General features: G+C 61.4%; 12 protein-coding genes and 2 tRNA genes. 5 read left to right on the plus strand and 9 right to left on the minus strand.

Annotated elements, in window-relative coordinates; all coding sequences use genetic code 11:
• Window positions 1–3: 3 nt before the first annotated feature.
• The 4 genes from agp to ASF13_RS12825 form a co-directional block, all read right to left on the minus strand.
• On the minus strand, window positions 4–1,734 hold the full coding sequence (gene agp, locus ASF13_RS12810; RefSeq protein ID WP_056236804.1) for a bifunctional glucose-1-phosphatase/inositol phosphatase: 1,731 nt from the start codon (window positions 1,732–1,734) through the stop codon (window positions 4–6).
• A gap of 209 nt (window positions 1,735–1,943) precedes the next feature.
• Complete coding sequence (locus ASF13_RS12815; RefSeq protein ID WP_056236806.1) at window positions 1,944–4,055, minus strand: 3-hydroxyacyl-CoA dehydrogenase NAD-binding domain-containing protein; 2,112 nt, start codon at window positions 4,053–4,055, stop codon at window positions 1,944–1,946.
• Entirely contained in the window at window positions 4,048–5,187 is a 1,140-nt protein-coding gene (locus tag ASF13_RS12820) for a CaiB/BaiF CoA-transferase family protein (protein WP_056236808.1), read from the minus strand. The genes ASF13_RS12815 and ASF13_RS12820 overlap by 8 nt, the downstream gene beginning before the upstream one ends.
• Window positions 5,187–6,899, minus strand: coding sequence for an acyl-CoA dehydrogenase family protein (locus ASF13_RS12825; RefSeq protein ID WP_101505593.1), 1,713 nt, complete (start codon window positions 6,897–6,899; stop codon window positions 5,187–5,189). Before ASF13_RS12825 ends, ASF13_RS12820 begins: the two co-directional genes overlap by 1 nt.
• A 129-nt stretch (window positions 6,900–7,028) precedes the next feature.
• On the opposite strand from ASF13_RS12825, the gene ASF13_RS12830 reads away from it, so the two are divergent.
• Window positions 7,029–7,931 (plus strand): LysR family transcriptional regulator, encoded by a 903-nt coding sequence (locus tag ASF13_RS12830; protein ID WP_072166376.1) that lies wholly within the window; start codon window positions 7,029–7,031, stop codon window positions 7,929–7,931.
• 63 nt (window positions 7,932–7,994) lie between these two features.
• Here ASF13_RS12830 and lhgO read toward each other — a convergent pair whose 3' ends face one another.
• The 4 genes from lhgO to ASF13_RS12850 form a co-directional block, all read right to left on the minus strand.
• Window positions 7,995–9,275, minus strand: coding sequence for an L-2-hydroxyglutarate oxidase (gene lhgO, locus ASF13_RS12835; protein WP_056236810.1), 1,281 nt, complete (start codon window positions 9,273–9,275; stop codon window positions 7,995–7,997).
• 30 nt (window positions 9,276–9,305) lie between these two features.
• A complete protein-coding gene (gene glaH / locus ASF13_RS12840; protein WP_056236811.1) occupies window positions 9,306–10,202 on the minus strand; it encodes a glutarate dioxygenase GlaH in 897 nt (298 codons plus the stop codon).
• Between the two features lie 218 nt (window positions 10,203–10,420).
• Window positions 10,421–10,508, minus strand: a tRNA-Ser gene (locus tag ASF13_RS12845).
• A 337-nt stretch (window positions 10,509–10,845) separates the two neighbouring features.
• A tRNA-Ser gene (locus ASF13_RS12850) sits at window positions 10,846–10,933 on the minus strand.
• Window positions 10,934–11,122: 189 nt separating this feature from the next.
• Between ASF13_RS12850 and yccA the strand changes: the two genes are divergently transcribed.
• Together yccA and tusE are read left to right on the plus strand one after the other, a co-directional pair.
• A complete protein-coding gene (gene yccA / locus ASF13_RS12855; protein ID WP_056236813.1) occupies window positions 11,123–11,779 on the plus strand; it encodes an FtsH protease modulator YccA in 657 nt (218 codons plus the stop codon).
• A gap of 104 nt (window positions 11,780–11,883) precedes the next feature.
• Entirely contained in the window at window positions 11,884–12,210 is a 327-nt protein-coding gene (gene tusE / locus ASF13_RS12860) for a sulfurtransferase TusE (protein WP_056236814.1), read from the plus strand.
• A gap of 126 nt (window positions 12,211–12,336) precedes the next feature.
• Here the strand turns inward: tusE and yccX are convergent, their stop codons facing one another.
• Window positions 12,337–12,615 (minus strand): acylphosphatase, encoded by a 279-nt coding sequence (yccX, locus tag ASF13_RS12865; RefSeq protein WP_056236816.1) that lies wholly within the window; start codon window positions 12,613–12,615, stop codon window positions 12,337–12,339.
• A gap of 88 nt (window positions 12,616–12,703) precedes the next feature.
• On the opposite strand from yccX, the gene rlmI reads away from it, so the two are divergent.
• Window positions 12,704–13,894 (plus strand): 23S rRNA (cytosine(1962)-C(5))-methyltransferase RlmI, encoded by a 1,191-nt coding sequence (rlmI, locus tag ASF13_RS12870; protein ID WP_056236817.1) that lies wholly within the window; start codon window positions 12,704–12,706, stop codon window positions 13,892–13,894.
• A gap of 61 nt (window positions 13,895–13,955) precedes the next feature.
• Window positions 13,956–14,273 carry a heat shock protein HspQ gene (hspQ, locus tag ASF13_RS12875; RefSeq protein WP_056236819.1) on the plus strand — a complete coding sequence of 106 codons (318 nt, stop codon included), beginning with the start codon at window positions 13,956–13,958 and terminating at the stop codon, window positions 14,271–14,273.
• The last annotated feature ends 22 nt before the right edge of the window (window positions 14,274–14,295 follow it).

A 14,295-nucleotide genomic window follows, 5' to 3' on the forward strand; every position in this document is an offset into this window, starting at 1 on the left:
AACTTAGCCGGCCGCAGGCTGGGCCGGTTTCGCCTCTGCCTGAGGCTGAGCCTCTTTGGCCGCAGGCTGGTCAGCCGCTTTATCCACGGCTTTGTCGTTAGCCGCCTTTTCTGTTGCGGCTTTATCCGCCGCGGCCTTCTCTTTCTCTTTCGCGACCTGCGCAGCCTTGTCCGAAGACGCTTTGGCCTGCGCAGCCTTCTCTGCCGTTGCTTTATCCGCTGCGGCTTTAGCCTGAGCTGCTTTCTCAGACGCTGCTTTATCCGCTGCCGCTTTGTCCGCCGCTGCCTTATCGGCTGCGGCTTTAGCCTGAGCTGCTTTCTCAGACGCTGCTTTATCCGCTGCCGCTTTGTCCGCCGCTGCCTTATCGGCTGCGGCTTTATCGGCTGCGGCTTTGTCACCAGCCGCTTTCTCTGCCGCATCCGCATTCGCGGCCGGGGCTTTCGCCGCATCAGCCGCTGCAGCTGCCGGAGCCGCTACCTGCAGTGGAGTGCCCTGCAGCGTATCGGTCAGCACTTTGGTGAAGGTGTCCCACGAGCAGAAGCCGTTGGCATCGGTCGGGCAACCGGCCATCTGCAGCGTCACGCGCTTCGGCGGGGTCTCTAGCGACAGCGGTTGTGCATCACGCAACTGTTCGCTGCTCTGGTAAACGTACTCCACCTTGACCAGGTCCCGGTCGTTTTTCTTGTCGTGCCAGCGCTGGAACTGCACCATACCACCGATCGGCGTGCGTTCATTCTGCCCGTTCAGTTCATAGGGCTTAAAGTCCATCGCCGACAGCAGCGAAGCAATGTTGGAGTCGTGGCCAACCATCAGCGTCACCGCCGGGGTATCGTTTTTATCCTGCTCTACCAGCAGGCTGCGAATGTAGTCAACCAGCGGTGCGGCAACGTTGCGGGCCACCTGTGGCGAGGTAAACAGGGCATCCTGATAGCCATTTTTGATCGCCGACAGCTCCTGCCACTGCTCCGGGGTTTTGATCTGCCCCCAGGCCACCTGCTCCAGCGGCAGGCCTTCGTAATACTGCAGGGTAAAGGCATCCACCAGCGAATTGCCTACCTTCAGCGGACCGGCAACGTTCGGCTCCTTGCCCTTGTCAGCACTGAAGCTGTTCTGCCCGTCACGGCTCAGATCGCACTGCTTTTTGCCGTCGCAGGCCGCAGAATTTTTGTAATCAATGATTTTTTCCAGCCGCTGGAACGCCGGTTTCAGCGCCAGCTTCTCACCGGCGGCGTTCATCGCCGACAGCGCCTGCTGGTGGAAGGCATCACTGCCGTCTGTGATCTCCGGACTGAAGATCGGATCCATCACGCCCATCTCATCCTGATGGGAAACGCTGATATCACAGCCGGGGAAAGCACCGGTAATAAAGAACTGTGCGGTGGCCACGGTACGCTGCAGGCTGTTGGCATAGGCGTAAATAGCGCCTGGATTCGGGCATTCGCCGTCCTTCACCAGCCCCTGCTGCGCCAGCCATTCACGGGTGTAGCGCCCCATGTAGACCTCCAGCACGCCACCTTTGGTGGTCAGCTGACCTCCCTGCACATCCCACTTTGGCCAGGACTTTTTGGTCGCCTGCGCCAGCACGCTGCCGTTATCCGCCAGCGGAGCACGCAGGTTGTGACGGCTGAGCATCAGTACCTGTTCCAGCTGATAGTCGCTATCGGCCGCCCACGCGGCGGAGCCGGAAAGTGCAGAGCAAACGGCGACTGCACACAGAGTTAACTTATTGATCATAAGTGGGTTCCAATACTCGCTTGAAGTGTAATGAGGGTAATATAGCAGATTCTGACGCCGGCGGTTTAGAGGCTTCACTGCGTTGAAACGAAACAAGATGTTTACACAATGCTCTGCCCCTCTCTGCACAGAAGAAAATAACAGGAAGCAGGGGAAAACAGAAGGCATTAAACGGGCGTCAGGGCGGTGTTACCCACCCTGGTCAACAGTTAGCGGTGATTGAGGCTGGCAAAGGTCTCGCCGGCGGCAACCAGACGCAGCAACAGCGCAGAGGGCTGCCAGAATGCCGGCTCATCGCGGGCATAGTCAGCGATATCAGCGAGGACCTGTCTTAAGCCAATCCCGTCCGCCCGGTACATCGGCCCACCGCGATAGCGCGGAAAACCGTAGCCGTTCAGCAGTACCACATCAATATCCAGCGGCCTGCCCGCGATGCCCTCCTCAAGAATACGGGCACCCTCATTGATCATCGCGGCCAGATAACGCTGGACGATTTCGTCATCGCCGAAGGCGCGTGGCCGAACGCCGGCACGCCGACGCTCGGCCGCAACGATCTCCAGCACCTCCGGGTCGACGGTACCTCGGGGTTCGCCGGTATCGTAGCGATACCAGCCGCGCCCGCTTTTCTGACCAAACCAGCCCCGTTCGCACAGCCGGTCGGCCACCTGCACATAGCGCTCCTGCGGGCTGCGGCTGGCCGCACGGCGCTGGCGGGTCGCCCAGCCGATATCGCCACCGGCCAGGTCGCTGGTCTGGAACGGACCCATCGCAAAACCAAAGTGCCTTAACGCAGCATCGATCTGATAGGGCGAGGCGCCCTCCTCCAGCATCGCCTCTGCGGCACGCCGGCACACCGAGAGTATCCGGTTGCCGATAAAGCCGTCGCAGATGCCGGTGCGCACCGGAATTTTCCCCAGGCGACGCGCCAGCCCGAAGGCGGCGGACACCACGTCGCAGGGCGTCTCCGGCGGGATTACCACCTCCAGCAGGCGCATCACCGGAGCGGGCGAAAAAAAGTGCAGGCCGATCACCTGCCGCGGCCTGCCGGTAACGCGGGCGATCTCCCGAATGTCGAGATAAGAGGTGTTGCTGGCCAGCATGGCGGTGGGTTTACAGTGGTGGTCAAGTTCGCGGAACACCGCCTGCTTAGCCGCCAGATCCTCCCATACCGCTTCCACCACCCAGTCGGCGCTGGCGAGATCCGCATAGCGGGTAGTTCCGCCGTAGCGTGCCAGCCGGGCGTTCACCGCCGCAGCGGTGACCCGCTGCTTCGACACCTGGCGATGATAGTGTTCCTCAATTCGTTGCCGTGCGGCCGCCAGCCGCGGCTCATCCTGTTCGCACAGCACCACTTCCAGCCCGGCGTCCAGCAGCACAATGGCAATGCCGCTGCCCATGGTGCCACCGCCAACTACCGCCACCTGACGGCAGGCGACCGGTGGCATCGGTGCGGTCCTGGCCAGCTTCGCGGTGCTGCGTTCGGCGTTAAAGGCGTAGAGCAGCGCCGCATGCTCGGGGCTGTGCTGACAGCGCATAAACTGTGCGGCCTCCAGTCGCAGCCCCTCGTCAAACGACGATTCACAGGCGGCGGCCACGCACTCAACAATCAGCCCCGGTGAGAACTGTCCGCGATACGCGCTGCTCAGGCTGCCCCGCGCCGCGACCAGCGCCGCATGCCAGGCCGCTACGTTCTTCAGCGCCGCCGTCTGGTGGCGGGTCGGGCGCGGGCCTGAACCGCTGGCCAACAGTTCCCGTGCCAGCGCCAGGCCATCGCGGCGTGCCTCGGTTCCCAACCGGTCCGCCAGCCCCTGCGCTACCGCCTGGGTGGCACTCAGCGGACGGCCGCTGAGGATCAGCGCCAGAGCCGCCTGCGCCCCCATCAGCCGCGGGGCGCGCTGGGTACCGCCCGCTCCCGGCAACAGCCCCAGCCGCACCTCAGGCAGGCCGAGGCGGCAGCCGTCCACCGCCAGCCGGTAGTGGGCGGCCAGCGCAATTTCCAGTCCGCCGCCCAGGGTGTTGCCGGCCATGGCGGCGATCACCGGCTTACCGCAGGACTCCAGCAGATTGCACAGGTCGCGCAGCGCCGGCGGCTGGCGCGGCTGGGCAAACTCGCGGATGTCCGCCCCGGCGGAGAAATGCCCCTCCGCCCCCAGCAACAGCAGCGCCCGCAGGCTGGCGTCGGCTTCCAGCCGCTCCACGGCGGCCCACAGCGCGGCACGCACCGCATGGCTGAGGGCATTGACCGGCGGGTTATCGAGGAGGGCGATCAGGATCTCGCCATCGCATTCAAGCTGCACAACGGGCCGTTCGACGTTATCCATGATGACTTTCCTTTTTTTTCCGTTCCAGGGCAGCAACCGGCGGGGCCAGCCGGTAGCTGGCCGGGGTGCGGCTGAGTTTGATCGGCGAGGCCACGCCGCGATAGCCGTCACCAATGGTGACCAGCATCTGACGATGGGCGGTATGCGGGTGGTTCAACGCCGCCGGTACGTCCAGCTGCGGCGCGGCAGGCACCCCACTCTGCAACAGCCGATCGGCCACGGCAGCCCCCTGCCGATCGGCCAGCAGCTCCACCAGCAGCTGGCGCAGCGGGATGCGGTTGATGGAGCGCAGCGCCGGCTCGGCAAAACGCGGGTCGTCACGCAGCGCCGGTGCATCAAGGCAGTCGCACAGCAGGGCAAACTGCCGGTTATTGCCAACGCCGATAAACACCGGCACGCTGGCCGTCGGGAACACGTCATAGGGATAGAGGCTGACGTGGGCGTTGCCGGTGCGCTGCGGCGGCTGCCGGCTGGCAAACCAGTTGGATGAATAAGGGTGCAGCAGCGAGATGCCGGTGTCGAACAGGCTGCACTCGACGAACTGACCCAACCCGCTCTGCGTCCGCTCGTACAGCGCCAGCAGAATACCGCTGACCGCGTTCATCCCGGTGCACTGATCGACCAGCGGGATGCCGACCCTTAACGGTTCACCCTGTGCCTCCCCGTTGACGCTCATAATGCCGCACAGCGCCTGAATCGCCGCGTCGTAGCCCACCCTTCCTCCCAGCGGGCCATCGGCACCGAAGCCGCTGATGCGGCAGTGGATCAGCCGTGGAAATCGCTGCGACAGCAGGTCAAAACCGAGGCCCCACTTCTCAAGGGTGCCGGTTTTAAAATTTTCAATCAGTACATCGGCATCGGCCAGCAGTTCATACAGCGCTTCAACGCCCGCAGGCGTGGATAAATCCAGCGTTGTGCCGCGTTTGTTGCGGTTGAGGCCAAGATAGTAGGCGGCCACGCCGTCCTGGAACGGTGGCCCCCAGAAGCGGGTTTCGTCGCCCTTCGGCGGCTCAACCTTGAGCACATCGGCACCGTGGTCGCCCAGTACCTGGCCGCAGTACGGGCCGCCCAGTACCCGTGACAGATCGATAACCCGGACGCCGGCTAAGGCTCCGGTGACGTAGAGCGTCATCAGCGGGCCTCCCCGGGCAGTGCCCACGCCGACGCCAGCAGCCGCGCTTCGTCTTCCGCGCTCAGGCCATCGTCTGCCGCCAGCGGGTCGGCGGGCAACAGCTTGTGCTGCAGCACCAGCCCGGCCAGCAGCAGACGGTCTGGCAGCTGCGCCTGCTGGCTCTCCCAGGCCATAATCGTCGCGCTGATCAGGTGGTACAGGGCGCTGGTGGCTCGTCGCACCTGCCCGCCAGCGTTATCGGCCACGGCAGCCTGCACCAGAGCAAACACCCGCTGCTGCGCGTGGAGGAACTGCTGCTGCAGCGAACGGGGCAACTGAGACTCATCCAGCAACCGGCCCAGCCAGGGCTGCAGCGCATCCAGCGAGTGCTCGCGCAGCACGGCACGGCGCACGTCCAGCGCCACAATATTGCTGGTACCTTCCCAGATCGAACCAAGATGCGCGTCTCTGACCAGCCGCGGATCCCCCCACTCTTCGATATAACCGCAACCACCGCGGATCTCCATCGCGTCGCCGGTCACCCTGCGCGCGTCACGGCAGGCGCGGAACTTGATCAGCGGGGTGAGTAGCCGCAGCAGCGCATAGGCCTGCTTATCGCCGCCGTCCGCCTGCTGCAGCACGCAGGCCGTCTGAAACACCATGCTGCGCGCCTGCTCCGCGGGCAGCAGCAGCTTCAGCAGCTGGCGGCGCATTAGCGGCATCTCAATCAGCGTTTTGCCAAACGCCCGCCGGTGACGGGCAATAAAGAACGCTTCGCTGACCGCCCGGCGCATCAGCCCGGCGGAACGCACGCCGTTAGAGAGCCGCGAGTTGTTGACCATATCGGCCATCTGTACAAAACCCCGTCCGGCTTCCCCCACCAGCCAGGCGCTGGCCCCCTCAAGACGAATCTCACCGCTGGCCATCGAGCGGGTGCCCAGCTTGTCTTTCAGCCGCAGAATGCGGTAGGCGTTAAGCGAGCCGTCCGGCAGCGTGCGCGGCAGCAGAAACAGCGAGACGCCTTTCATCCCGTCCACGGCACCGTCAATGCGCGCCAGTACCATCGCCAGCCCGGCATCAGGGTTAGAGCAGAACCATTTGTCGCCGTACAGCAGATAGTTTTCCCCCTGCGCCACCGCCCGAGTGGTGGTGACGGCGATATCGGACCCGCCGCCCTGCTCGGTCATAAACATCGCCCCCTGCAACAGGCTGGCAGGGTCCCGCGAGGTCAGGCACGGCAGATAGCGGTCAACCAACTGGGGTGAGCCGAATTTTTTCAGGGTGCGGGCCAGCGAGTCGGTCATTGAGACCGGGCACATCAGGCCGAACTCCGCCTGCACAAACAGATAGGTAAACAGGTATTTTACCAGCGGCGGCAGCTGTCCCTGCCAGCCGAGCTGGTCCGGGCAGTGAGAGATCGCCGCCAGCGCAAACTCGCTGAACGCGCAGTGCTCCATCTCGCAATACGCCGGGTGTTTAATCACCTGCTGAACGTCGTCGCCGGTACGGGTGCGCTGCTGCAACTGCGGTGGATTTTTATCGGCGCGATCGGCCAGCTCACTCAGCCGCCCCCCCGCCAGCGCCCCAAGCTTCTGCAGCAGGGGTCGCAGATGATCGGCCAGCCCGGCGGGCAGATAGGCGTTAATCAGCGCGTCCAGCGTGGGATCGGTTTGCCACAGGCTGGTGCCGAAAGCGTCCGGAATAGCGTTGTGTTGATCGTTCAAGGGCATCATGGCCTTCTCCTGTCATTGCGTCAGCCCCTACCTTTTGCCGTTTACGCAGGATTGTCTAATACCGTCTGACTATCGGCTGATAGGCTGGAAAAATCGTGGTGCATCAACGGACACTGAGGCAGGCAATAGATGGATATTCGGCATTTACGTTACTTCCTGGTGCTGGCGGAAGAGCTGCATTTTGGCCATGCGGCCAGACGTCTGCTGATCTCGCAGCCGCCTCTAAGCGTGAGCATTCGCCAGCTGGAAGAGAGCATCGGCGCACGGCTGTTTGAGCGCAGCCACCAGCAGGTGCGGCTGACCGACGCCGGGCAGGCGCTGATCCCGGCGGCCCGGGCGCTGATTGCCGGCATGAACACCGCGATGGAGCAGGTACGCGATATCAGCAATGGGGTGACCGGCCACCTGCGAGTCGGATTTGTCGGCGCGCTGCTCTATCAGGGATTGCCCGCGCTGCTGCAACGCTTTCAGCAGCAGAGGCCAGGATTACGGCTGAGCCTGCTGGAGCTGAACACCCGCGAACAGCTGAGCGACCTGCTGCACGGTGGCCTCGACGTGGGCTTTGTCCATCACTGTCAGCTGCCGGCCGGCATTGCGGCGCAGCGCTTTTCCCGCGACCGCATCGCCCTGTGTCTGCCGCAGCAGCACCCGCTGGCAGGCCAGCCGAAGGTCGGTTTAACCCAGCTGCGCGGGGAACACTTTGTGGTGTTCTCCCGCGCGCTGTCGCCGTTTTACTACGATCGCATTCAGTCGCTGCTGCTTGCTGCCAGTATCGACGCGGATGCCCGCTGTGAAGCGCGCCACTGGCTGAGCGTCATTGCGCTGGTGGCAAAAGGATTTGGCGTGGCGCTGGTGCCCGCCAGCCTGGAACATGCGGCGATGGCCGGGGTGACATTTGTGCAGCTCGACTGTGCTGTCACGCAGTCTGAGGGCTGGTGCGTATGGAAAAAGGACGATCCGCGTCCGCTGCTGGCGGCGCTAACGGCCATGCTGCCGCCGCACCTGGCTGAAGATGGCGAACGGGGCCAGTAGATCCTCTCACATCATTATCCAGGGCTGCCGCGTAGCCTGCCCGGGTGCCGCACCGCGTAATCTCTAAAAGCCGTGTTTTGCTGCAGAGCCACACTCCCCTCCTCTTCTGCTCCGGCTAAAACGGCCACGCCTGGCCACGGACAGCGGATGCCGTTTCACCATCTCTTTCACCCGCTCAACGATATGCTGGCCGATAGGGATCGCCGACGTGGCCGCCGGGGACGGTGCATTACACACGTGCAGGGTGCGTTCGCTGGCGACAAACAGAAAGTCGTCGATCAGTTTGCCGTCGGCAGAGACCGCCTGCGCCCTGACCCCCGCCGGGTACGGCTGCAGGTCGGCCAGTTGCAGGCTGGGGCAGTACTTCTGTACCTGCCGCAGATAGCCCTGTTTGAAAAACGAGTTTTTCATCTCGTTGATGCCCAGTGAGAAATTTTGTTTCAACAGTTTGCGCACTCCCGCATTACGCGCCATTTCGAACAGGTCCCGGCAGCTGATGGCGCTTTTCCGGTAGCCTTCGCGACGCCAGGCCAGTACCGCATTCGGCCCGACGGTGACGCCGCCATCAATGGTGCGCGTCAGGTGAATGCCGAGGAAAGGCACGGCCGGGTCCGGGATCGGGTAAATCAGATGATTAACGATGTGGTTGTGCTGGGCGTCGAGGCGGAAATATTCGCCACGGAACGGGCAGATGATAAAACCCGGTTCGATGCCCAGCATGCTCACCAGGCGATCTGCCATCAGACCCGAGCAGGCAATCAGATAGCGGCTGGCCAGCTCCTCCTGTGCGGTTACCAGGGTGACGCGGTCAGCCTCTTCACGCAGCCCGAGGATCTCCGTCTGCAAACGTATCTCCCCACCGGCTTCGGTGAACACCCGCGCCATAGCAACGGTAACCTTATGGTAGTCAACGATGCTGCTGGAGGGTACGAATATCCCGCCGAGACCGGTGATATTCGGCTCGCGCCTGGCAAGCTCACCGGCCGAAAGCCACTCGCGCTCCAGTCCGTTAGCTTTGCTGCGCTTCCACAGCGCCTCCATCCGTTCCATCTCCAGCGGCGTGGTGGCCACCAGCATCTTGCCGCACTGCAGCCAGGGAATCTTCTGCGCGGTGCAAAAGGCTTTGGTCGCCTGGTTTCCCGCCAGGCAGAAATGTGCCTTAAGGCTGCCGGGCTTGTAATAGACCCCGGCATGGATCACCCCGCTGTTATGGCCGGTCTGGTGCTGTGCAAGGCGGTGCTCTTTTTCCAGCACCACAATACGGGCATCCGGGTAACAGGAGATAAGCTGCATGGCGGTGGAGATGCCGACAATTCCTCCGCCGGCAATCGCGAAATCATACATACGATGATGCCCCTCAGTGCCTGGCGGCCACTATTGCCCGCACAGCGGAGTGAAGTAGCCACGCTGGCGCATCAGCTCGCGCCGCAGATCGGGATGCGGGGTAAACCGATCGCGGCCATGCAGCCAGAAATGATTGTTGATCAGCAGGAGACTGCCCACCGGCACCGGGAGGGCGAATTTGGCCGGGCTGTTCTCCAGCGCGTCTGACAGATCGGCCAGCCAGTTCCCCTCGCTGAAGTCCCGCGGCTGCACAAACTGATCGATATAGCTCATCACCGGGCGGCCGCACTCGTCGGTGCTGAAAATCGGGTGATAAACGTTTTGCGGAGCGTTCTTACTCGGCGGCGAGGCCCAGCGCATACTACGGCGGGCCAGCGGGTGGTGAAAAAAGGTTTCCAGCTGCGGCCAGTCGTCCAGATGCAACAGCAGCGAGTCGCCACCCTGCATGTTCTGCTCGTCAATTTTCATCATCATCACGTAGTCGGTGGCTTGCTCGACATAGGTGCCGTCGTTGTGCAGCTCCAGCGGTTTATCCGGCTTACGCAGGTAGCTGTCAGAGCTGTCGACATTTTTCACCACGAAGCGCGCGTAATACTGCCCGCTCATCGAATCGAAGTTGGAGCGACCAATAAGATGGGCAATTGCCGTGGCCAGCCGCACCATATCGTCGGCCTGTTCCACCTGATTAAGCCCATCGGCGGCGATCAGCAAGGCTCCCTGCTCGCGGCCCAGTAAGGTGGTTAACAGCAGCGGGCGCAGCTGACCGCCACACAGTTCGTCCAGAATTTTAGCAACGCGAAAACGCAGCATCGACTTGTACTCCAGCGCCTGCACCGGCCAGCCGCTGCACTGTTGCAGAAAGCGTTGCGTCAGCTCAGCGCTGAAACGCAGTTGGAGCAAACGGCAGGAAACGGCAGGAAACGGCAGAGACGGATAACGACACGCCGGGGATCGGCGGTTTTTGCTGGCGTCTGACGGGGGTTAAGGTTCCCATGATGGAGTTCTCCTGAATGGTCGTGGGCGACAGGCGGCGGCCTGTGCAGACAATCGCAGGTTATATCGACGTTTTTCAGCATGAGCGACATTTGATGCGCAGCACCAAAGCAAAAACCCCAGTCTCTTTCGAGACTGGGGTTTGAATTTGATGGTGGAGGAACAGAGATTCGAACTCTGGAACGGTTTCCCGTCGACGGTTTTCAAGACCGTTGCCTTCAGCCACTCGGCCATCCCTCCGCTAACTGATGGAGCGAAGTATAGGGAGTATTGGACACGTTGCCAAGTAAAATTTTCTCTAGTTTGTTGATTTAATGAACATTTAGATTCAGGTGCTGATTAAAGCGCCGTTATGCGCAAATTCACATCACGATCGGGTTATTCTGACGTCAGCCGGGCAAATCCGCGCCGGGAGGATGCAGGGTCGCAGGGTCGCAGGGTCGCAGGGTCGCAGGGTCGCAGGGTCGCAGGGTCGCAGGGTCGCAGGGGCAATGCTGACGGAGCAGGCTTCAGCAAGCCCGTTATTTTTCCTGCACAAAACAAAACGGGCCAGCTTGCGCTGACCCGTTGAATTTGATGGTGGAGGAACAGAGATTCGAACTCTGGAACGGTTTCCCGTCGACGGTTTTCAAGACCGTTGCCTTCAGCCACTCGGCCATCCCTCCCTGCGGCTTGTAAAGTTGATTTTTCTGCCAGTGGGCAAAAAAAAGCGTTCCGGCTATCGACTGCTGCAAAAAACGCCGGATTGATGATAAATAAAGCGGGCAAGCGAGTAAAGAAGGGTAAAACGCCTTTTCCTGACGGAAGCCTCTCTTTATGCTCGTTTTTATTTATTGGACCTTGAGAGGTGCTTTATGGATCGCCTTGTTACTTCCGCCAGTGATAGCTCGCTGCTCAGTACCCACCGGGTATTACGTAATACCTACTTTCTGCTTGGGCTGACGCTGGCGTTTTCAGCGTTCACCGCCACCATGAGTACGGTGTTTGCGCTGCCTGCGCCGGGCTTTATTCTGATGCTGGTTGGTTTCTACGGGCTGATGTTCCTGACCTATCGTCTGGCTAACAGCCCGGCGGGGATTCTGGCCGCCTTTGCCTTCACCGGCTTCCTTGGCTACTGCCTGGGGCCGATGCTGAACAGCTTCCTGTCCGCGGGTATGGGTGACGTGATTGGCCTGGCGCTTGGCGGTACGGCGCTGGTGTTCTTCTGCTGTTCAGCCTATGTGCTGACCACGCGTAAGGATATGTCGTTCCTGTCAGGTATGCTGATGGCGGGCTTTGTGGTGCTGCTGGTGGCGGTCGTCGCCAACATCTTCCTCAACATCCCTGCTCTGCATATGGCGATCAGCGTGCTGTTTATCCTGTTCTCCGCCGGCGCAATCCTGTGGGAGACCAGCAACATCATTCACGGCGGCGAAACCAACTACATTCGCGCTACCGTTAGCCTGTACGTTTCAATCTACAACATCTTTGTCAGCCTGCTGAGCCTGCTGGGTATGTCACGCAGCAACTAAGCCTTACGGCGCAAGATCCGGCCCCGCCTCGTGCGGGGCTTTCTGTTTAGTGCGGCTGAGTTTTGCTACACTGCGCGCCGCAAAACAAGACGTGGGGCAACAGAGTGCAATTTAACGGTAAAGAGATCGAACGCGATGCGGAAGGCTACCTGAAGGTGGTCACCGACTGGAATGAAGCGCTGGCACCGCTGCTGGCCGCCGAAGAGGAGATCGCGTTAAGCGAGGCACACTGGGAAGTGGTCCGCTTTGTGCGGGAGTTCTATCTGCAGTTCAATACCTCCCCCGCCGTTCGCATGCTGGTCAAGGCGATGGCGCAGAAATATGGTGAAGAGAAAGGCAACAGCCGCTATCTGTTCCGCCTGTTCCCTAAAGGCCCGGCCAAACAGGCCACCAAAATTGCCGGCCTGCCCAAGCCCGCCAAATGCCTGTAATACGCACCCGCGAGGTAACTCCCCTACAGGCGCGTAAGCGGAAGAAGTAACAGCCTGACTTACACGCTGTAGTAACAATTCCCTTAGTGCAGCCGCACGCCCTCTGCCGGGTGCGGACGCGCAGCGTTACCCGGTGGTGAAACCGCTGGGTAACGCATTGCCGACGTGCGGCTCCACCAGCACCTTATCGACACGCGCGCTGCGCGGACCACCCGCCTGTAACCACGCCAGCAGGGCGTCCAGCTGTTCAGTTTCGCCGCAGGCGAGCACCTCCACGCTGCCGTCATCAAGATTATTCGCGTAGCCGCGCAGCCCCAGCCGTAGCGCTTCACTCCGCGTGCTGTAACGAAACCCGACGCCCTGTACCCGGCCGTGCACCCACATTTTTCGAGCCTCAATCGCCATTTTTCCTCCTTACCCCGGCAGCGATTGCTTTTTGGCAACCGGCACCGGACAATACCCGTCGATCTTTCTGAATATAAGCATAGCAAATATGACCGTTCGTTTAATTCTTGCCAAAGGGCGTGAAAAGTCCTTACTTCGTCGCCATCCGTGGGTCTTTTCCGGCGCGGTTGCCCGCCTGGAAGGTAAAGCCAGTTCGGGTGAAACCATTGACGTCTGCGACAGCCAGGGAAAATGGCTGGCGCGTGCCGCCTGGTCTCCCGAATCACAGATCCGCGCCCGCGTCTGGAGCTGGGACGCAGATGAATCCATTGATATCGACTTCTTCGTCCGTCGCCTGCAGGCGGCCCAGCGGCTGCGCGACTGGCTGGCGGTACGTGACGATCTCGACAGCTACCGGATTATCGCCGGGGAATCCGACGGTCTTCCGGGCGTCACCATTGATCGCTTCGGCAACTTCCTGGTATTACAGCTGCTATCCGCCGGTGCGGAATACCAGCGCGCCGCGCTGATCACCGCACTGCAAACCTGCTACCCTGGCTGTGCCATTTACGACCGCTCTGACGTCAGCGTGCGTAAGAAAGAGGGGCTGGATATGACGCAGGGCGTGGTGCTGGGCGACACCCCGCCAGCGCTACTGCCGATTACCGAACACGGTATGAAACTGCTGGTCGACATTCAGACCGGCCACAAAACCGGCTATTACCTCGATCAGCGCGACAGCCGTCTGGCGACCCGCCGTTACGCAAAAGACGGTCGTGTGCTGAACTGCTTCTCCTACACCGGCGGCTTCGCCGTTTCCGCGCTGATGGGCGGCTGCAGCGAAGTGATCAGCGTCGATACCTCACAGGACGCGCTGGACGTGGCGAAACAGAACGTTGAGCTGAACGGGCTGGACCTGTCTAAGGCGCAGTTTGTGCGTGATGACGTGTTTAAACTGCTGCGCCGCTACCGCGACGAAGGTGAAAAGTTTGACCTGATCGTGATGGACCCGCCGAAGTTCGTTGAAAATAAAAATCAGCTGATGGGCGCCTGCCGCGGTTATAAGGATATCAACATGCTGGCGATGCAGCTGCTGAATCCGGGCGGCACGCTGCTGACCTTCTCCTGTTCCGGCCTGATGACCACCGACCTGTTCCAGAAGATTGTCGCTGACGCCGCGATTGATGCACGCCGTGAAGTGCAGTTTATCGAGCAGTTCCGCCAGGCGGCCGATCACCCGGTGCTGGCCAGCTACCCGGAAGGGCTGTACCTGAAAGGATTTGCCTGCCACGTTCTGTGACTTGAAAAAAGGTTGTCCTGCCCCGATATTATGTTCAGGGCAACTTTTTCAGGAGGTCATGATGATTGCCAGCAAATTCGGTATTGGCCAGCAGGTGCGTCACCAGCTGCTGGGTTTCCCTGGCGTGGTGGTGGACGTTGACGCGGAGTACTCGCTGAAAGATCCGGCGGTCACCGAGATCGACGGTTACGATGCGTTTCGCACCGCACCCTGGTATCACGTGGTGATGGAAGATGACGAGGGCCAGACGGTGCACACCTATCTGGCTGAGGCGCAGCTTTCGTGGGAAGCCCCGGATGACCATCCCGGGCACTCCTCCCTTGATGAACTGGCCGCCTCGGTGCGTCAGCAGCTAAGCGCGCCTCACCTGCGTAACTGAGTCCGGCCCCGCGATCGGCGGG

It is taken from the genome of Erwinia sp. Leaf53 (assembly GCF_001422605.1).
Taxonomy (GTDB): Bacteria; Pseudomonadota; Gammaproteobacteria; order Enterobacterales; family Enterobacteriaceae; genus Erwinia.